Source organism: Mesorhizobium sp. LHD-90 (assembly GCF_030929505.1).
Lineage (GTDB): Bacteria > Pseudomonadota > Alphaproteobacteria > Rhizobiales > Rhizobiaceae > Kumtagia.
This window is the reverse complement of record NZ_JAVFVV010000001.1, coordinates 307,995-327,056: the sequence shown is the minus strand read 5'-3', so window position 1 is coordinate 327,056 and position 19,062 is coordinate 307,995. Positions and strand designations below refer to the sequence as shown.

Annotated in this window: 15 protein-coding genes and 1 pseudogene; 4 read left to right on the top strand and 12 right to left on the bottom strand. The window is 64.1% G+C overall.

All coding sequences use genetic code 11. The features are described 5' to 3' along the window. Positions 1-578: 578 nt before the first annotated feature. From RB623_RS01550 to RB623_RS01525, 6 genes are all read right to left on the bottom strand, one after another. On the bottom strand, positions 579-1,643 hold the full coding sequence (locus RB623_RS01550; RefSeq protein ID WP_308054980.1) for a c-type cytochrome: 1,065 nt from the start codon (positions 1,641-1,643) through the stop codon (positions 579-581). Between the two features lie 20 nt (positions 1,644-1,663). After that, positions 1,664-2,311, bottom strand: coding sequence for a cytochrome c oxidase assembly protein (locus RB623_RS01545; RefSeq protein ID WP_308054979.1), 648 nt, complete (start codon positions 2,309-2,311; stop codon positions 1,664-1,666). Then, on the bottom strand, positions 2,299-2,685 hold the full coding sequence (locus RB623_RS01540) for a hypothetical protein (RefSeq protein ID WP_308054978.1): 387 nt from the start codon (positions 2,683-2,685) through the stop codon (positions 2,299-2,301). Before RB623_RS01540 ends, RB623_RS01545 begins: the two co-directional genes overlap by 13 nt. Beyond that, positions 2,685-5,201, bottom strand: a complete 2,517-nt coding sequence (ctaD, locus tag RB623_RS01535; RefSeq protein WP_308054977.1) for a cytochrome c oxidase subunit I — start codon at positions 5,199-5,201, stop codon at positions 2,685-2,687. Before ctaD ends, RB623_RS01540 begins: the two co-directional genes overlap by 1 nt. Further along, a complete protein-coding gene (gene coxB / locus RB623_RS01530) occupies positions 5,198-6,181 on the bottom strand; it encodes a cytochrome c oxidase subunit II (RefSeq protein WP_308054976.1) in 984 nt (327 codons plus the stop codon). The genes ctaD and coxB overlap by 4 nt, the downstream gene beginning before the upstream one ends. Before the next feature lie 1,447 nt (positions 6,182-7,628). Next, positions 7,629-8,558: a hypothetical protein gene (locus RB623_RS01525; RefSeq protein ID WP_308054975.1), complete on the bottom strand. Its 930-nt coding sequence runs from the start codon at positions 8,556-8,558 to the stop codon at positions 7,629-7,631. A 312-nt stretch (positions 8,559-8,870) separates the two neighbouring features. On the opposite strand from RB623_RS01525, the gene RB623_RS01520 reads away from it, so the two are divergent. Both RB623_RS01520 and RB623_RS01515 read left to right on the top strand, forming a co-directional pair. Then, complete coding sequence (locus tag RB623_RS01520; RefSeq protein ID WP_308054974.1) at positions 8,871-10,862, top strand: hypothetical protein; 1,992 nt, start codon at positions 8,871-8,873, stop codon at positions 10,860-10,862. Positions 10,863-10,990: 128 nt separating this feature from the next. Continuing rightward, the gene (locus RB623_RS01515) at positions 10,991-11,836 is read left to right on the top strand and encodes a hypothetical protein (protein WP_308054973.1); all 846 of its coding nucleotides are present in this window, start codon (positions 10,991-10,993) and stop codon (positions 11,834-11,836) included. Between the two features lie 39 nt (positions 11,837-11,875). Here the strand turns inward: RB623_RS01515 and RB623_RS01510 are convergent, their stop codons facing one another. Then, positions 11,876-13,642 carry a cation:proton antiporter gene (locus RB623_RS01510; protein ID WP_308054972.1) on the bottom strand — a complete coding sequence of 589 codons (1,767 nt, stop codon included), beginning with the start codon at positions 13,640-13,642 and terminating at the stop codon, positions 11,876-11,878. Between the two features lie 218 nt (positions 13,643-13,860). Between RB623_RS01510 and ubiG the strand changes: the two genes are divergently transcribed. Next, positions 13,861-14,613, top strand: a complete 753-nt coding sequence (gene ubiG, locus RB623_RS01505) for a bifunctional 2-polyprenyl-6-hydroxyphenol methylase/3-demethylubiquinol 3-O-methyltransferase UbiG (RefSeq protein WP_308054971.1) — start codon at positions 13,861-13,863, stop codon at positions 14,611-14,613. An 18-nt stretch (positions 14,614-14,631) separates the two neighbouring features. On the opposite strand, the gene RB623_RS01500 is transcribed toward ubiG, so the two are convergent. Together RB623_RS01500 and RB623_RS01495 are read right to left on the bottom strand one after the other, a co-directional pair. Then, positions 14,632-15,609 carry an OmpA family protein gene (locus RB623_RS01500; RefSeq protein ID WP_308054970.1) on the bottom strand — a complete coding sequence of 326 codons (978 nt, stop codon included), beginning with the start codon at positions 15,607-15,609 and terminating at the stop codon, positions 14,632-14,634. A gap of 409 nt (positions 15,610-16,018) precedes the next feature. Continuing rightward, a pseudogene (locus RB623_RS01495) lies at positions 16,019-16,920 on the bottom strand (DMT family transporter). A 181-nt stretch (positions 16,921-17,101) separates the two neighbouring features. Here RB623_RS01495 and RB623_RS01490 point away from each other — a divergent pair. Beyond that, on the top strand, positions 17,102-17,449 hold the full coding sequence (locus RB623_RS01490) for an MmcQ/YjbR family DNA-binding protein (RefSeq protein WP_308054969.1): 348 nt from the start codon (positions 17,102-17,104) through the stop codon (positions 17,447-17,449). 12 nt (positions 17,450-17,461) lie between these two features. Here RB623_RS01490 and RB623_RS01485 read toward each other — a convergent pair whose 3' ends face one another. The 3 genes from RB623_RS01485 to grxC are packed head-to-tail and all read right to left on the bottom strand — an operon-like array spanning position 17,462 to position 19,031. Next, a complete protein-coding gene (locus RB623_RS01485; RefSeq protein ID WP_308054968.1) occupies positions 17,462-17,887 on the bottom strand; it encodes a DUF1178 family protein in 426 nt (141 codons plus the stop codon). After that, positions 17,884-18,750, bottom strand: a complete 867-nt coding sequence (locus tag RB623_RS01480) for a carbon-nitrogen hydrolase family protein (protein WP_308054967.1) — start codon at positions 18,748-18,750, stop codon at positions 17,884-17,886. Before RB623_RS01480 ends, RB623_RS01485 begins: the two co-directional genes overlap by 4 nt. Positions 18,751-18,761: 11 nt before the next feature. After that, the gene (gene grxC / locus RB623_RS01475) at positions 18,762-19,031 is read right to left on the bottom strand and encodes a glutaredoxin 3 (protein WP_308054966.1); all 270 of its coding nucleotides are present in this window, start codon (positions 19,029-19,031) and stop codon (positions 18,762-18,764) included. Positions 19,032-19,062: the final 31 nt, after the last annotated feature.

The window sequence follows — 19,062 nt, the reverse complement described above, 5'->3', positions numbered from 1 at the left end:
TCGCCGTATTCAGCGCACAATTCCCGTAGCTGCTCTCCCAGTTGACGCCAGGTATTCTAGCAGCTTCGAACCGTCACTTGTATCCATATGAAATATTCGCGGAGAAAAAAGCGCGCTGCCCCGGTCACTGTCCAGATGCGCCGGCTGATGCCAACCGCGCAGGGCCTGCTGGCGAGCCTGTTTCACGCCAATTCGAGACGGAGGCGGTCAAGCCTTCTTCATTCTCTCCGGGGCGTACCATCGACGCTCCTTGCCGCCTGCGGTGCATCGGCTGCCCTGGCCAAGCGTAGCGCGCGCAGCCGTGCTGTCTTCAACGCGCGCGCTCTTGCTTCGTGGTCGATGATCTCCCGAGATGCCTGATCGATCCGCGCCATCTTGTCCGTGAACGACTCTGACTTCTTGGCCATTCTCACGAATTAGCGCGGAACTCGGCGCTTTCCACCGGCAGACCGCATTTGCCGGTGGCTGCAGGAACTTTTCCTGTATGTCGGCAGCTTCCTTTTCCTGGCCGAGCGATCACGTTCGTCTCGATCCGACTTGTCTTGCCCGTGGATCCTATTCGGAGAGGCCAAACGGCTTCAGGGGCCGTGTGTTGCAACCGGTGGACGCAAGGACGAAAAAAATGCCGCGACGCTCGCTATGTCGGCGTCGGACAGGCGCTTCGCCGCGCTTTCCATCAGATGGCTGAATCGCGTGCCACCCCTCTGTCCGTTCCGGAACAGGCGTAGCTGCGTGGTCATATACGCCGCCGATTGCCCTTCCAGCCTGGGGTAGGCCGGGTTCCGGTCGGGGCCGCCATGACAGCCGAGGCAGGCCGGTACCTTTTGCAGGGGCAGACCACGCCTGGCGATCTCTTCGCCGCGGCGCGAGACCTTTGCGTCGGCAGTCGACACGCTGTCGTTGCGGGGCGGCAGCGCCGCGAAATGTTTCGCCAGCGCCTGCATTTGCGCCGGATCGATGGCAACCGTTGGAAGCTGCATCATGCCGCTCGGACGCCGTGCCTCCGCATAGGCGCGCAGGCTCGCGAGCAGGTACGCTTCGTTCTGCCCGGCAATGACCGGCGTCGACGGGCTGCGCCCGAGGCCGTCCGACCCGTGACAGCGGCTGCATTCGGCGAGCGCGTCTTCGAAGCGGACCGGTCGAGACGGCGGCGGACGGCCGCTCCCGTAGGCAAGGTCGCGGTATCTCGCCGCATCCATCGTCGGGAGTTCGCGCAGGAAGGCGACCATCGCCCACACTTCGTCGTCGCGCGCCTGTGTCGGCCAGGCCGGCATGCCGGTGAAACGAACGCCGTGCTTGACAAGGCGGAACAGCTCGGCATCCTCCCACTCGCCGACGGCTTGCGCCAGGTCCGGCGGTTGCGGCAGCATGGCGAGCGCTGCAGGCGATCGCGGTTCGCCGGGCGCGCCATGGCAGATCGCGCAGCCGCGCGCGAAGTGGCCGGCCGCGGGCTGCACGCCGTCATGGGGCAGCCTGTCGGGAACCTCCACCGCAAGCGCATAGGTGCGCACGGCCGAGCGCATGGCGAAATGCAGGAACCATTCGGTTATCTTCCAGTGACCCGTGGAAGCACCCACGTTGAAGAAGCCGATCCAGGTTGCAACGAGGACGACAACGGGCAGAAATGCGAGAGCGATAGCCAAATGTTTCCAGCGAATGTGCATCAAGCCACCATTCGGGAACGGCCCGCCAGCACACCGGCCATCAGCGCCACGCCTCCCGCAAGATAAACCGCCGCACCGACGAGCAGCATTATGACGGCGCCCAACTGCTGGTCCTGCGCGGCCGTCAGTGTCGTGCCGAAACATACGACGTCGCCCGGGCCGTAGAGGGGGCGCGGGCTCAACCCGAGAAGAGCCCCCAGCAACGTCATGTGAACCGTGGTGAGCAAGAGGCCGAACGCTCCGGCCGCCCGGTGCGCCATGTCTTCCCGCGTGCCGATGGCCAGGCAGGACAACCAAAGGAACAGACCGGCGGCGAGGAAAGAGCCTTGTTCGAGCGCCGTCGCAGCGAAAGACCTTTCCACCCATGCGCGCGGGGCGGGGGCATGCCATCCCCAGACCACGATGAACTCGACGAGGGAAGCGACGACCGGAAGAGCCAGATAGCGAGAGGCCCTCGCGACTTTTCCAGAACCGAAAGCGTCCCGCAGTCCGAACGCGATCAAAGGGGCCGCGATTGTCACGACCCCCATATGCGCAAGCATGTGGGCTGCAAAGGATTCACGCCATTCGCTCAGAAGCGGGCCAAGCCAGATTGCCGCTAACACCAGCACTCCGAGCGTGAGACTGAGCAGCCTCATCGGAGGCACTCCGTCATGAAGAGAGCCGGCATGCCGGTCATGATGACGGCGACGAAGCTCAGCCCAGACAGCAAGAGGGTGGCGAAACCCTGAAACAGGACACGGTCGTGCCGTGTCGGATCGTCGTGCGGGGGGTCTCGGGTGCCGAAGCTCCATTGCCTCCAGGCGAGGAAGGCGGAAAGCACGATGGCCGCAAGGGCCGCGAAGGTGGCAAAGGCGATAGTTAGCCGGAGGGTTCCGAATCCCAGGCCGAACAATTGAGGCTTGGCGCAGAAAACCGCCGCTCCGACATAGCAGAGGAGAAAATGTCCGGCCCACACGATTGGTGCGGTGAACAGCGTCCACAGCGATTCGACTTCCTCTGGCAAAAGCCGGAAGACCATCAGATCGCCTCCGGGAACAGGCCTATCACCAGGAAAGCCACAACTGCAGTGACGGCCATGAAATGCCAGTAGAGTGCGACATTCCACAGGTCGATGTCGTGCTCGGACGTAAGGCGTCCGGCGAGGCTTCGAGCCAGGCAGTAGGCGAGCATGACGGCGCCTACTGCCCCGTGCGTAAGAACCCATGCGGTCAACACCCAGACAATCGCCGGATAGACATGAGCGGTGGGATCCATGCCGTGCGAGAACGGCCCGGCAAAGCCCGCCACCAGGGCAGCTCCCGTCAATCCAATCGCAACGGCGAGACCGCCGCGCAGGCCGCCCACATGGCCTTTGGCATTGAAATGCCTCGACGCAAGGGTCGCGCCCCAGGCGGCGACAAAAAGCAACGCCGACGTCAACGGCCATAGTTTGCCAGGCCCGGCGATGTTGCCCGCGAAGTCTTCGTGGATGGTCCAATAGAAGAAATATCCGAAGATCAGGCTGGCAAAGGCAGTGCCGTCGCCGATCATGGTGATGAACATCGCCCACCAGCCGACGGATGCCGGGCCGGACGCATAGAGCGGAAGCGTCAATCCGAGGCCGACGTCCTTTTTCGGTTTTTCCGGAATTTCGGCGGTTCCGGTCCATAGCCAATAGAGGATTGCGCAAATGCAGATTACCGCGGCGACGGCCGTGGCGAGCCACCATTTGAAGGTCATGGCTACGAACACGGCGCCCAGCGACAAGGCCGAGACGATGGTCACGTAGGAGGTGCCGCCCATCCGCAGAACCTGTTCGGGTTCCGCGTCGAGCACGGAGGTGATCAAGCCCTCGCGGAGACCTTCCTGCGCATCGGGCAGGTAGTAGCGGCCGTCGTTCACGTCGCGAAACAGTTCAGGTTGATCCCAAAGCGGGTAGCGGCTTTCGACCCTTGGGATCGACCGTACGCCCCAGTTCTCCTCGGGTTCGCTGATCCATTCCAGCGTGCCGGCATTCCACGGGTTCTGTTCGCCTCGGGACTGCCGGTGTTTTGGCCGCACGACGTCGAGGACGATGATGCATATCCCGAAGGCAAGAACAAACGCACCGACGGTCGAGACCAAGTTGAGCCAGTCCCAGCCCACATCACCCGGATAGGTGAAGACCCGTCGTGGCATGCCGCGCAGACCGGTCAGGTGCATCGGAAAGAAGCCGATGTTGAAGCCGATGAACATCAGCCAGAACGCAATGCGGCCAAGGCGGTTCGACAGGTGTTTCGCGTCGATAAGCGGATAATAGTAGTAGATGCCGCCGATCACCGGAAACAGCATGCCCCCGATCAGCACGTAGTGCAGGTGCGCGACGATAAAATAGGTGTCGTGCGCCTGCCAATCGAACGGTGCCAGCGCCACCATGACGCCCGTGAGTCCGCCGATGACGAAGATGGCGATGCCGCCGATCCCGAACAGCATCGGCGTCGAGAAGATCACCCGGCCGGCCAGCATGGTGGCCATGAAGACGAAGATCTGCACCGCCGTTGGGATCGCCACCGCCTCCGAAGCCGCGGAGAAGAAGGCGAGCGATATCTGCGGCAGGCCGGTTGCGAACATGTGGTGCACCCACAAGCCGAAGGACAGGAAGCCTGTGCCGACTGCCGCAAGCACGATCCAGGAATAGCCGACGATCGGCCTCTGCGAAAAGGTCGGCACGATCATTGCCATCAGGGCGATGGCCGGCAGGAAGATGATGTAGACCTCGGGATGGCCGAAAATCCAGAACAGGTGCTGCCACAGCAGCGGATCTCCACCGCGCGCCGGATCGAAGAAGGGCCAGTCGAACATGCGCTGCAGTTCGAACAGGATGTCGCCGGCGATCAGTGGCGGGAAGGCGAACAGGATCATGCCCGCGACGATCAGCAAGTACCAGGCAAAGAGCGGCATCAGGTTGATGCGCATGCCGGGTGCGCGGCATTTCATGATGCCGACGATGAGTTCGACCGCCGCCGCGATCGAAGCGACCTCGATGAAGGAGAGACCGAGCAGCCAGATATCCGCTCCGATGCCCGACAGTTCCTCGTCGGTGGCGAGTGGCGGATACATGAACCAGCCCGACGATGGAGCGGCATCGAAGAAGATGGATCCGCAAACAAAGACGCCACCGAGAAAAAAGCTCCAGAACCCAAAGGCGCCCAGCCTGGGGAAGGGCAACTCCCGCGCACCCAGCATCGGCGGCAGGAGAAAGATCGCCACCGCCTCGAAGATCGGCACGGCAAAGAGGAACATCATCACCGTGCCGTGGAGGGTAAAGGCCTGGTTGTAGAAGTCGGCGGACACCAGATCATTGTCGGGCACGGCGAGCTGCGCGCGCATGATGAGAGCCAGCACGCCGGCAAACAGCATGAAAGCAAATGCGGCCGATGCGTACCAAAGGCCGACCTGAGTGTTGTTGGCACTCGTCCAGTAGCGCCAGCCCGTCGGGTTCGCCCAAACCTTGCGCAGCCGCTCGGCCTGCGCATCGCGCTGGTCAGGTGGAAGGATTTCGATGGGGCCGGTCATTCCAGCCCTTTCAACCACGCCGCGATGGCCCGGATGTCGTCTGGTGGCAGCATGCCGAATGCCGGCATCTCGACGCCAGGCTTGATCTTGTCCGGCTCGGTGATGAATCGGGCTATGTTTTCGGCGGTGTTGGGCAGGATCCCGGCACCGAGGGTCAGGCGGGAGCCGAGATGCGACAGGTCGGGGCCGAGCGTGCCCGCCGCTTCCGTTCCGGCCACTGTGTGGCATGAACCGCAACCATGGCGAAGAAAGAGGCCGGCGGCGCCGGCCGTTGCTCCGGGCGAAGGTTTGACTCGCGAAGCAAGCCACGCGTGAAAATCCTTCGATTCCATGGCGACGGCGGAGAAGGCCATCAGCGCATGCGAAGTGCCACAGAACTCGGCGCAGGGACCGCGGAACGTGCCTGGCTTCGTGGCGAGCAGCGAAAGCCGGTTTTCGCGGCCGGGTATCATGTCCATCTTGCCGCCGAGCGCCGGGATCCAGAAGGAGTGAATCACGTCGTCGCTATGCAGGGTCAGTTCGACGCGCTCGCCAACCGGGAGACGGACTTCGTTGGCCGAGATGAGCGCCGGGTAACCGGGAACGTGATAGACGACCCGCCACCAGTACTGCCGCCCCGTGATCTCGATACGCAGGGATGTCCCGGCTTCGCCTGCGAAGGGCCTGAGGGACGGCATCAGCCACAGCGCAAAGCCGAGCAGGACGACAAGTGTTGCGGCCGTAAATACGCCACCCCACAGGATCAGGCTACTCGCCGCTGCCTCCGTGATCGGACGTCGCCCCGACCGAACGCCGTAGAGGAGAATGCCGCTGACGCCGAGCCAGATGATCGTGCCGACGGCCACAAGCACCCAGAACAGCTTGGCGATGGCGTCGGCTTCCGCCCCGGCAGGATCAAGCGCGGACTGAATACCTGAACAGCCGGTCACAACCCCGACTGTGGACAAAAGGCCGGCGCTCGCAAAATGCCGGAGTATCATCGGAAATTCCGCGTCAGCGGCCGGTGTGATTGGCTTTGCCGGCGACCTCGAATCGACTGACCGAAACAGTCACAAATGCTTCCGGTCTCGAATTCGAAGCGGTGTTTCGGCACTGCATCACCTTCTGGCAGAGATGGTCGCACCCTCGTCGCTTGAGAGGTCATCGCGGCACCACGGATTCAGGAGAACGGGCTCACATCAGGCCTTCGTCTCGCCGTGTACGTTCCTGTCGTCCGACATGCAGATCCTCCGGTCGAAGTTGAGGAACTGCGAGCACACGGGGAGAGTTCCGCGAGCAACGCGCGGAAAGTATGTCGGGTAAAGTTTGGCTGGACGTTCCCGCCCCGATGTCTGGAGCTGAACCGGTGTTGGCGACGCTTCGGTGAAGTCGTCGGATAGGCTATGCCTTCAAGGTTAAAGCAGAAGTTGAACTGGGAGAAGAAATCTCCGACCTGGACGAAGCCCGGTTCAATAGCGGCCGTTTCCTGGCGAGCTCAACACGACGACTCCGCCCATCCATCTTCGGCGGGTCGTCTTTAGACAAAAGCTTATCTTCCTGACTTCACGAATTCGTGTATTCTTGATGATGGAGCGGGCTGGGAGGAAACCAATTGACCAGGCCGTTCCGGGCCGCTGGCCACACCCCCCGCACCCTGCCCATGGCCGGCGGCCCTCATCTCTCTCACGAACTCATGGAATCGCTGTCGGCGCTTGAAGACGTTTGGAAACAGGCCAAAGCGGAGCGAGAACAGGTGCTTTTGTGAAGGGACGTTAGTCTCCGGCGACCGAAACTGCGCGCGTGCTCTCAAATCGCAGCATCACATGGCACGGCTGTTCGGCAGCCGCGGATATGTCTTTTTTCACGTCTGTGTCGAAGTACCAGAGATCATACTCAGTCGGAGACTGAGGCAGGCGTTCTGGTCGTGCCGCTTTCTTCATTATGGCTTCCCCCCTCACCGTGTCGGAAACTAAACGGGAGGATCGCCCTGCCGGCAACCCCGACCAAAGGCGCACCGCTGAACGTCAACTGGCGACCTAACGACCGGTCGTGTCGGGTGTCGCGGCGAAGCCACCCACTGTTTGACGGCGAAGGATGTCATTTCCGGCTGGAGAGCCGCTTCGGGACGCGCCCGACTGGCACGGCTTATGCAGCGTTTGAAGCAGCCAGCCCAATTCTGGCCTCGATGTACCAAATCGGGAATGAAGGATCGCCGGGCCTCGGGTGGGGCGGGGTAAAGGCCCGGCGATCTTTCAACGGGTTGGTGACCGAGCTTGCCTCATGGCATGGCGACGGGTTGCCTGGGTTCGCCGCGTGCCGATGGGCAATAAGTCCGGTCAACTTCCACGTTGTCTGACCCCAGCGTGCGCCGCCTTGTCCAAGGCAAAACGCTTCGCAGGGGTCGCGGCGCGGAAACGAACCGCGCCGCCTTCCAGGCGGCTATGCCGCTCAGATGATGATGAAATCCTGGTAGGTCAGGATCGGAACGTCGCCGGAAAAGTTGTCGGCTATCGCAAAGAGCACGGCGGCTTTGCCGCCGGCTCCGTCGGCGTCGTAGTAGATGGCGCCGTTGTTCTGGTTGTAGAGGATGTGGTCGTTGGCATCGACGGTCTGGCCGTTGCCGATCACCTTGAAGTCGCTCTGCTTGATCGTGCCGAGCGCCTGGCCGGTCCACTGGAAGATGGCGTCGTCGATCCGGATCGAGTCGTCCTGCGGACGGAAGTCGCCGATGTGATCGAGGTTGCCGTTGCCGGATAACAGTGCGGTGTTGAACACGAAAACGTCCCTGCCGTCGTCGCCATAGAGCGTGTCGCGGCCGAGGCCGCCATTGACGAGGTCGTTGCCGTCACCGCCATGGATCGTGTCATTGCCCTTGCCGCCGTGCAGCCAGTCGCCGAAATCGGAGCCGATGATTTCGTTCTTGCCGTCGTTGCCCGTGATCACGACGCGCGACGTCGCCATATTCGCTTCGATGTTCAGCAGTTGCGGCTCGGTGAAGCTTTTCGAGAAGTCCAGGGTTCCGCCGGCTCCCTGCAGGAAGAAGTAGAACGTCTCTCCTTCGTTGTTCACGCCGAAATGGGTGACGTCCTTGAGTTGCGCGACGGTGGCCGTGAGGTTGGTGGAGTCCACGATCATTTCCTCGACGCCGACGATATTCAGTCCGGCGTCCAGTACGTTGTTGCCGGCCCCCTGCAGGTGGACGCGGTCGTAGCCGGCGCCGCCGTCGATCAGGCCGGTCTGGCCGGTCTCGATCATGAACAGGTCGTTGCCGCCATTGCCGCGCAGGCTGTCGATGCCGCCCGCCGTGCCATGGAAGATGTCGGTGCCGTTGCCGGCACTGATCGTATTCTGGTTTCCATCGATTGTGTAAGTCGTCATTGTGGTTTCCTGGTGTTGCTTGTGTTGAAGGTTGCAGATAGAAGCCGGCATCACCCTCGGGTAACGGGCCGGCCAACTGCGAGGGTCGAAGCTGCTTCAGCGTGCGTGGTGCCTTCCGGTTCTTGGGGCATGACCTCGCAACGAAGCCATCCGACTCCTCTACGGAGCCGCGCGTGGGAGGACGCGCAGCTAGTCCGGATGGTATGGTGCCGCCTTCGTGTTTCGAGGCGGATTCGGGTTTGGCGCTCGATGCGCCGTTCCTTCGGTTGGTGGCTTTAAAGGCGTGCCGTGGAAGAGAGCGTGGGAGAAAGCGTGGACACGGCCATGGAATCGACCGGGCGACGCCCGATCGAAGCGGGCCGGCCGCTGGAGATTCGTCTGCTCGGACCTTTGGCGATCCGCCGCAACGGCACCGCGCTGCCGCCGCCGGCATCGCGCAAAGCGCGTGCGCTTCTGGCCTATCTCGCGCTTTCGCCGCATCCGGCGACGCGCGGCCAGCTCTGCGATCTTTTGTGGGACCTTCCAAACGATCCGCGCGGCGAGTTGCGCTGGTGCCTAAGCAAGATCAGAAGCCTGGTCGACGAGCCCGGCCTCCGCAGGGTCCGTGCGCATGGCGATACGCTCAGCCTCGACCTCGCCGGCTGTCTTGTGGACGCGGTGGCCGTCGCCGAGGCGGCGCAGCAGGGTTTCGACACTTTTTCCCCCGAGCGGCTGAAGGCGCTCGCCGGCCTGTTCGCCGGCGATTTTCTCGCTGGCCTGGAGATCGACCGCAGCCCGGTTTTCGAGGCCTGGCTCGTCGCCCAGCGCCGCCGCTTTCGCGATCATCACGCCGGCCTGCTGGAGCACCTGACCCGGCGCCTGCCGGACGACGAGGCGAAAATCTATCTCGACCGGTGGCTCCAGCTCACCCCCTTCGACCCGCTCCCCCATGAGGCGCTGCTGAACGCGCTGGCCGCCGAGAACCGCATCCGCGAAGCGGAAGAACATCTGTCGGCGACCGCAAGACTGTTCGAAGCCGAGGGTCTCGATTTTTCGCCGATGCGCGCGGCATGGCAATCGGCGAGGGTGCGCCCTGCGGCCCCGCCGCCATCTCGCGTGGCCGACGCGACGGGCACGCCCACGCCCACCGCACCCCTGCCATTGCCGGCCAAACCTTCGATCGCCGTCCTGCCGTTCCTCAGCATGAGCGACGATCCGGAACATGAATCCTTCGCCGACGGATTGACCGAGGACCTGATCACCGACCTGTCGAGGAATGCCGGCCTGTTCGTGATCGCGCGCTACTCGGTCTTCGCCTACAAGGGCAAGTCCGTGGATGTGCGCCAGGTGTCGCAGGAACTCGGCGTCCGATACCTGCTGGAGGGCAGTGCGCGCCGCGCTGCCGGTCGCGTGCGCATCAACGCCCAGTTGATCGACGCGGCCGCCGGTGAACATTTGTGGGCGGAGCGTTTCGACCGGACCCTCGAGGACATTTTTGCGGTCCAGGACGAGGTGGCGGCCAGGATCGTCGAGGCTCTCGTCGGCCGGCTGACCGCGCCGGTGCCGCGCAAGCGGCCGCAAAACCTTGAGGCGCACGACCTCTGCGTGCGCGCCCGCCTCCTGACCGAGGAGTCGCCGCAGACAGCGCGTGAAGCCTATCTGCTGCTCAAGCGGGCAGTCGAACTCGATCCGTCCTATGCCGAGGCGCACGCCTTGCTGGCCTATAACCGGTGGCTGGCATGGACGCATTTCGGTGAGCCGGAAGATCCGAACCGCACCCTGGCAATCGAGCTTGCGCAGAAAGCTGTTGTGCACGACCCGAACGACGCCGGCAGCTTCTATTTCCTCGGCACCATCCTGGCCTATGACAGGCGATGGGCCGAATCGGACGCCGCTTTCGCCAGGGCGCTGGAGATCGATCCTAACCACGCCGACACCTGGGCAGCCCTTTCGGATATGTCCGTCCTCAGCGGTCGGATACCTGAGAGCCTGGAGCAGATCCGCAAGGCGCTGCGGCTGAACCCCTATCCGGCCTGCTGGTATTTCTGTCACCTCGGCCAGGCTCAGTACGCTGCACGCGACTACGAGGCCGCGGTCGCCACGCTTCGCCGCGAGGAGACCTACCGCACCAACTCGCGAAAATTCCTGGCGGCGAGCCTGGCACAGCTCGGCCGGCGGGACGAGGCCGGGCGGGAGGCGGAAATGTTTTTGGTCTCCCATCCGCATTTCACCATCGGCCATTGGAGAAGCTCGCAGCCGCTGCGCGACACAGCCGTGGGCGAGCACTTCGTCGACGGTTTTCGCAAGGCCGGGCTCCCCGAATGAACGCCGAGCGACTCTGCTCAGGCGGCAACCGCCCGCATTCGCATTGTCAAGGATTTTTTTCCTAGGATTATTTACATCATGTCCTATCGGTGCGATAATCCCATCGCTTGTGTTCGAAAGGGGCGGCGATGGACGGCAGTGGCGCAATCGAGAAGAACCGGGAGGCGCTGAAGCGCATCCTCGTGATGCTCGTGTCCATGGCCAGGTTTGCCGACGGTGGGTCGACCCTGCCGCGCCAGCTTCATCGCGCAATCCTTCGGCTACTGCGCCCGGCCGAAGCCGCGGCGCGGCGGCTGATCATCGCGGCGGCGCGCGGAATTGTCGTGACCCTGCCGCCGCTGCGCCCACGAAAACCGAAACCCAAGACCAACGAGGCCATTCTGCGCCGCATCGGCATCGCCGTCACAATGTCGCACGACGACATCAGGCGCGCCACAGCGGCCAAGAGGGCGGCCGCAAAACGGGCCGCGCGACCGCGCACAAGAAACCTGTCGCTGCTCGATCCGCTGAAAAACCCGTTCCGAGTCCGCCGCCGTTATGTGCCGGCGCATGCCGTACCGCGCATCTCGGGGCTCGATTCCAGCTCGCAGCTCCGCCCGCTGCCGTCAAGACCGTCGCCCGACGATGCGGTCGACGCGGCGCGGCTCGGCCAGCGGCTGGAGGCGCTGGCCGCAGCACTCGACGACCTGCCGGGCCAGGCACAACGCTTTGCCCGCTGGAAGGCGCGCAACGACGCAGCACGCGCGCGGGACAGGCAAGCCCGCGACGCTGCGGTCGCGCAAGGCAAGCAGGTCGCGGTCCGCTTCCGCCGCCTCTCGCCGCTGCGGCGCGGGCGTCCGCCCGGCGGCCGGCTGTCGCGCTACGATCCGACAGCCACTCATCCCCGCAACATCCGCGAGGTCGACGAGATTCTTGCGCACGCCCATGCGCTGGCCGTCTACGCATTGGAATGTCCGCGCCCCGACACGTCCTGACGGCACAGCGTGTCGTGCCGCCACCCCTGACGGCGTGCCTTATTGCGCGGCTTCCGCGCCGTTTTCTTGCGTGACCGCGCTCGCGGCGCGATTCGCCTCGATGCGTTCGCGCGCCATCGTGTCGACGGCGGCGCGCAGTTCCGGGTGCCGCGCCATGAACTGGGTGAAGTCGCGCCGCTCCAGGAACTGGAACTCGCAGAAATCGACGGCGATCACGTCGGCGGTGCGCCTGGAGCCGCTGAGCAGCGCCATCTCGCCGAAGAACGAACCGGCATCGAGGCGGATCGCCCGCCCGCCGACCCGCACCTCCACCGCGCCGGAGGAGATAAAATACATGCCGTCGGCGCGGTCGCCGGTGCGGATGACGCGTTCGCCGGGCGAGGCGGACGCCGGCCGGAACAGCAGCAGCAATTCCTCCTGGTCGTCCGGCGGCACCAGTGAGAGCAGCGGGAAGGTCGCCACCAGTTCCTGGATGCGCACATGCCGCGCTTCATCGCGCGCCTCCTGGGCTGCCCGGATGCGGGCGAGTTCCTGCACCAGCGCGTCATGGTGCGCCCGGCCATAGCCGGCGGCCACCGCCGGCCAGCGCTGGCGCACCCATTTCTGCAGCTCGCCGGTAACATAGAAGGCGAGCGGATTGAGGGTGATCGACAGCAGCGCTCCAGCCAGGATCAGATCCTGGCCCTCCGTGGGGATCAGGCCGAGGCTGAGACCGAGCCCGACCAGGATGAAGGAGAATTCGCCGATCTGGGCCAGGCTGCCGGCCACCATCAGCCCCATGCTGACCGGATAGCGCAGCAGGATGACGATCAGGAAGCCGATCACCGACTTGCCGACCATGATTACCGCCAGCACGCCGAGTACGGCGATCGGGTCCTCGACGATGACCGATGGATCGAACAGCATGCCGACCGAAACGAAGAACACCACCGAGAACGCATCCTGCAGCGGCAGGGATTCGGCGGCGGCCTTGTGGCTGAGATGCGATTCGCCCAGCACCAGCCCGGCGAAGAAGGCGCCGAGCGCGAAGGACACGCCGAACACTTCGGCCGAGCCGTAGGCGATACCGACCGCCAGCGCCAGCACCGAGAGTGTGAACAGCTCGCGCGAGCCGGTGCGCGCCACCTTGGTCAGCACCCACGGCACCACTTTCGGCCCTAGGAAGATCGCCAGCGCGGCGAACACCGCGACCTTGGCCAGCGTGATCGCCAGGGTGAGCAGCAGCGAGGAACTGCCCCCCTCCGCGACATGTTCTGACACGGTGCCGGCGCCGCTGCCGGCAAGCATTTCCGCCAGCGCCGGCAACAGCACCAGCGCCAGCACCATGGCGAGATCCTCGACGATCAGCCAGCCCACGGCGACGCGCCCGCTCGGCGTGTTCAGCAGATTGCGCTCCTCCAGCGCCTTCAGCAGCACCACGGTGCTGGCCACCGACAGGCTGAGGCCCAGCACGATGCCCGCGCCGATGCTCCAACCCCACATCGAGGCGAGTCCGACACCGAGCAGGGTGGCGAGCACGATCTGGCCGATCGCGCCGGGTACGGCGACGCCGCGCACCGCCAGCAGGTCGGACGCGGAAAAATGCAGGCCGACGCCGAACATCAACAGGATCACGCCCATTTCCGCGAGCTGTGCGGCGAGCGCGCCGTCGGCCACGATACCCGGCGTGAACGGCCCGATCATGACGCCGGCGACGAGATAACCGACCAGCGGCGGCAGCCGCAGCCGGTCGGCCATGTAGCCGAAGATGGAGGCGAGCACGAAGCACACGGCTATCGTGGCGATCAGCGTCACTTCATGGTGCAATCGGTCGTCCCCCTCCGGTCTGCGCGCGGCTCCTCCGTCACATGCCGGGAAAGTGCCGCAATCGCAAGCCCGCGATCGGCTTTGGTGCCGAAGAGCTGCCGCGAATGACCGGTTTCCGACGTTGGTTCAAGGTCGCACCGATGCGGCGGCATCATGGCGGCGGCTTGACTTTCGCCTGTCCGCGCCCGACTTCTCACGGGCCGAACGGAGATCAAATCATGCCAGAGCCCCGCCGATCGACGATCGACACGCACGAAGTCGAACGCTTTTCCGCGCTTTCCGCCGAATGGTGGAACCCGAACGGAAAGTTCCGGCCGCTGCACAAGTTCAATCCCGTCCGCCTCTCCTACATCCGCGACCAGGTGGCGGCGCGATTCGGCCGCGACATCCACACGGCGCGGCCGTTCGAGGGGCTGCGGTTCCTCGACATCGGCTGCGGCGGCGGGCTGTTGTGCGAGCCGATGGCGCGGCTCGGCGCCGAGGTGGTCGGCGCGGACGCGTCCGCCACCAACATCGAGGTGGCAAAACTGCATGCCGCCGAATCGGGCGTAACCATCGACTACCGCGCCGCCGCTGCGGAAGACCTCGCCGACGCCGGCGAGAAATTCGACGTGGTGCTCAACATGGAGGTGGTCGAGCATGTCTCCGACGTCGGCCTCTACATCTCCCGTTGCGCCGAGATGGTGAAGCCCGGTGGCATCATGTTCGTCGCCACCATCAATCGCACGCTGAAGGCGCTGGGTCTGGCGATCATCGGCGCCGAATACGTGCTGGGCTGGCTGCCGCGCGGCACGCATCAATACGGCCGGCTGGTGCGCCCCGACGAACTGGAGAAGGCGCTGTCGGAGGCCGGCATGAGGATCGTCGATCGTACCGGCGTCATCTACCACCCGCTCGCCGACCGCTGGCAGCGGTCGAAGGACATGGACGTCAACTACATGGTGATGGCGGAGAAGCCGACGGTTGCCTGACCGCGGGATCGTCGGCGACTACATCGCCTCGATGACCACCCGCCGATTGGCTGCGCGCCCTTCGGGCGTCTTGTTGTCGGCGACCGGATGCTCCTCGCCGTCGCCGCCCGGCTGGAGCAGCGAACTGTTGAACAGTTTCTCCTTGACGAAAAAATCTGCGACCGCCTGGGCGCGTTGGCGGGAAAGGCGCTTGTTGTAGCCGGCGCCGCCGACATTGTCCGTGTGGCCGGTAATGTAGATCTTGTGGCTCGGGCCGAGCCGCTGCTTGATGTATCCGGCGGCCTCCCGCAGCCTCTGCTCGGCACCCGGCTTGAGCCGGAAACTGTCGAAGGCGAACAGTTCGTCGTTGGGAACCCGGAAACCGATCGTGGCGGTGGCGGTGCTGGGACCGATCCGCTCCGGCGACCCCTCGACGCGAAGATGCTTCGGTATCTTGGCGGAAATGCCATTCGACATCGATATGCGGGCCTGCGCGGAATGATAGCCCGGATGCTCGTCGAGCCGCTTCACCAGCGGTACGATCTCGTCGTAGGAGATACGCCGCCGGGAGCCGGGATTGCTGTCGAGACCGAACTGCCTGGCAAGCTGTATCGCCGTCTTGACGACGCCATAGCCGGCCGGAACCGTCGGCTTCGGATCCTTCAGCAGCAAATAGACGGCCTGCGCCAGATAGGCCGCCGACTCGTTGGCCTTGGCCGTCATCTTCACGAATTCCATGTCAGTCAGGGCGTGGGTGCATTCATGGACGAGGATCGACTTGTTGAACAGGTCCGCCGGCGAATCGGCCTTCTGGGTCTTGATCGTGTCGGTGTCGGGGCTGTAGGTCGCGAGTCCCTCGTCGTCTCCCGAGACGACGAGGATTTGTTCGTCGCGGATAAGCTCGAAGATCTTGCGATAGGCCTCGCCGCGGATGTGCAGCCCGTCGACCGTGAAATCCAGCTTGTTGAGGACCGCGTCACCCACCGCCGTCAGCACGTCCATCTCGTTGAGAGGCATGGCAATCCTTCCTTGCTGTGGTTGTTGTTAGCCAGACCTGACGTGGCTCTTGCGAGGCGTCATTACCTGTCAACTACCACATGGAATATGTGGAAGGCTGCAATCCTACGCTGGTTTTGACGGGCGCGAAATCGCGGCCGATGGGACCAGTTTCAATATAGACTTTGGACCAGTTACAACAACTTTTGATTGCGTCAAATAAAATCGAACGAATGGAAGTAACGCATTCTACAATAACGCATTCCCTAATATAAATCCCTCGGGTACGAGGGTAAACGATCGATCATCGACGCGCCCAATGCGCATTTTTTGCACGGCAGGCAAGCGCAAGATCGGCAAAACCCGTTACAAAGGATTTTTCAGCGACACAGGCCGCGCCTCCTCCAGCCGATCATTTTCAGCCCGCCCCTCACGCGTTTGCAGACGTGCTCCTGGCGCGCTGGGCTTTCGTCGTCATCAGCACGCCGACGAAGATGATCGCGGCGCCCAGCCACGTCAGCAACTGGTAGCGCTCGCCGAGGAACAGCGTTCCAGCAGCCCGACCGCTGCCGCGACATAGCCGATCTGACTGAGATAGACCGGGCCGCCGACCGCCTGCAGGCGGAAGAAGAACACGAACATCGCCGACGCGGAGGCTGCCTGCGCAACGACCAGCAGCGGGATCTCTGCGAGGCCTGCGATTGCCGGGCCGTTGCCCGACGCCAGCGCGCCGACAAGCAGCATGGCCGCAGCGGCGAGATGGCTGCCGATGGCGAGTTCGATCGGTCCGGTCCCTTCCGGCCAGTCGAAGGTGCGATAGATATTGCCGGCCGCGAGGCTGAACGGAATGGCGAGACCGACCAGCACCCAGAACAAATCGGCAGGTTGGCCGGCTTCGCCGCGTGTCGTCGCCACCATGACGGCGCCGACGAAACCGACGCCGATGCCTGCAACGCCGAGCAGGTTGGGCCGGCGCACGCCGAGCAGGATCGACAAGACCAGCGTGATCACCGGCGACAGCGTGAACATGATGCCGGTGTAGCCGGCGCCGAGATGCGGTATCGCCGTGAACATCAACAGATTGGGAATGGCGTAGGAAACCCCGGCAGCGATCAGGTAGTAGCGCAGCCGGTGCATGGTGAGCGCCATGCGGTGGCCCCACAGCAGCATGGCCGCGAACAGCACGCCGCCCGCGCCCGTCGAAATCACCAGCGCCCAGACAATGCCGGGGGTGCCGGCGTCGGTCGCCAGCTTGCCGAAGGGCAGCGTCAGTCCCAGCAGCAGCCCGGTGACCATGAGCAGGCCGACGGCGGAATTCCAGAGTGGCGTCATCCGATTCGTCCAGTTCTTCGGGACGCGGACATGACCGAAATTCTGGCTAATGCGCATGAGCCACGGCGGTCGATCCGACGACGCAGGCCTTGTTCGGCAGGTTGCAAATGTTCAAGCCAGCCGTAGCCGATGGCGGCATGATAGGCCGGCAACACGCACCAAGGGGGCTGGAGGACAAATCATGACCGCTGACGACTTTCGCCGCATAGCGCTTTCCCTGCCGGAGGCTGAGGAAAAATCGCATTTCGGAAAGCCGGATTTCCGGGTGCGCAACCGCATCTTCGCCACTCTGCCGCCCGGCGCTCATGCGGTGCTGAAGCTGACACCGGAGGAACAGGCAATGCTGGCCGGCGCCGAGCCGGAAACATTCCAGCCGGTGAAGGGTGGCTGGGGCCGCCAGGGCTGGACCGAGATGGATTTGACGGCGGCAGACGATGCGACGCTGCGCAGCGCCTGTTTGATGGCCTGGCGCAACACCGCGCCGTCATCACTCAGGAAGCGTCTTGCGGCGTCTGGCGGTCAGGCGTGAAGCCCGCAAAACTCAGTTCCGATCGTCGGGGAAAACCGGGATCGGCACGAACTCGACGCCATCCTCGACCAGGCCCTTGGCTTCTTCCGGCGTCGCCTCGCCGTAGATGCCGCGCGCCTCGGTCTCGCCGAAATGGATCTTCCGCGCTTCCTCGGCGAATTTGTCGCCCACATAGTCGGCGTTCTCGCGCATCTTCTCCGACAGCGCCTTCAATTGCACCATCGCCTGCTTCTGCGCCTCACCCATCGCCAGCGCGATCTTTTCCTTTTTACGGCCCGTCGAGACCGCCGGCGCCATCAGCGCCTTTTCGACCTTCTTCGAGCCGCATTCGGGGCATTCGACGAAACCGCGCTTCTTCTGGGTGTCGAAGTCGTCATTGTTACGGAACCACGCCTCGAACTCGTGGTCGTGGTCGCAATGCAGAGAGAAGCGGATCAAGATGCAGCTCCACGCAGCACGGCTTCCGGCCGCGCCACCTGGCGGACGGCGAATTCGCGCGCGTTCTTCAGATTGGGAATTTTTTTGCGCGCCTGCGCCGATTGCGCCGTGTCGATCTCGGCGACGATGACGCCCGGCTCGTCGTGATTGGCCTCGGCCAGCACGCGGCCCCAGGGGTCGACGATCAGCGAATGGCCAAAAGTTTCGCGGCCGTCTTCGTGCTTGCCGCCCTGGGCGGCAGCGATCACGAAGGCGCCGTTCTCGATGGCGCGGGCGCGCAGCAGCACATGCCAGTGCGCCTCGCCGGTCTGGCGGGTAAAGGCTGCCGGAACGGTCAGAACATCCGCGCCGGCCATCGCCTCGGCGCGGAACAGTTGCGGAAAGCGCAGGTCGTAGCAGACGGCGAAGCCGAGCCTGGCGATGGCGAGGTCGATCACCGTCGCGCCGACGCCCGGCTCATAGGCGGAGGATTCGCGCCAGCTCTCGCCATTGTCGAGATCGACGTCGAACATATGGATCTTGTCATAGGAGGCGAGCAGCGAGCCGTCCGGTCCGAACAGCAGCGCACGGTTGGCGAGCTTTCCGTCCGTGCGCAGGATCGCCGTCGAGCCGATATGCAGGTGGATGCCGAGTTCAGAGGCGAGCCGCGCTGCCGTGGCCGCGACGATATCCTTCTCCTCGGTGGTGAAGGTCGCGGCCCGCGCGTCCTTGTCGCGCACCAGCGCGCCGGTCATTTCCGGCGTCTGCACGTAGGTCGCACCCCGGGCTGCCGCCTCGCGCACCAGCGCTTCCATATCGGCCGCGTTGCGCCGAGGTTCGGTGCCCGACCGCATCTGGATGGCGGCGGCCTTGAAGAGGCTCATCGGCTTCTCCTTCAGTTCAGATTGCCGGTGGCAAGCAGGCCGTCGAGCCGGCCCTGCGATTCCAGCGCATGCAGGTCGTCACAGCCGCCCACATGCACGTCCCCCACGAAAATCTGCGGAAAGGTCGAGCGGCCGTGGGCGCGCGAAATCATCTCGGAGCGCAGTTCCGGCGCAAAGCTCGCATCGTGCTCGGTGTAGGCCACGCCCTTGCGATCGAGCAGGCTCTTCGCCGCGGCGCAGTAGCCGCACAACATGCGTGTGTAGATAGTGACGTCGACCATTCCGACATGCCTCTGTTGCAGACGTATATAG

Coding starts and splice junctions, on each gene's coding strand:
- grxC (WP_308054966.1), bottom strand. CDS start 19,031: ATGGTCGACGTCACTATCTACACACGCATGTTGTGCGGCTACTGCGCC.
- RB623_RS01500 (WP_308054970.1), bottom strand. CDS start 15,609: ATGCCTCTCAACGAGATGGACGTGCTGACGGCGGTGGGTGACGCGGTC.
- RB623_RS01525 (WP_308054975.1), bottom strand. CDS start 8,558: ATGACGACTTACACAATCGATGGAAACCAGAATACGATCAGTGCCGGC.
- RB623_RS01490 (WP_308054969.1), top strand. CDS start 17,102: ATGACCGCTGACGACTTTCGCCGCATAGCGCTTTCCCTGCCGGAGGCT.
- RB623_RS01480 (WP_308054967.1), bottom strand. CDS start 18,750: ATGAGCCTCTTCAAGGCCGCCGCCATCCAGATGCGGTCGGGCACCGAA.
- ctaD (WP_308054977.1), bottom strand. CDS start 5,201: ATGACCGGCCCCATCGAAATCCTTCCACCTGACCAGCGCGATGCGCAG.
- RB623_RS01540 (WP_308054978.1), bottom strand. CDS start 2,685: ATGGTCTTCCGGCTTTTGCCAGAGGAAGTCGAATCGCTGTGGACGCTG.
- coxB (WP_308054976.1), bottom strand. CDS start 6,181: ATGATACTCCGGCATTTTGCGAGCGCCGGCCTTTTGTCCACAGTCGGG.
- ubiG (WP_308054971.1), top strand. CDS start 13,861: ATGCCAGAGCCCCGCCGATCGACGATCGACACGCACGAAGTCGAACGC.
- RB623_RS01515 (WP_308054973.1), top strand. CDS start 10,991: ATGGACGGCAGTGGCGCAATCGAGAAGAACCGGGAGGCGCTGAAGCGC.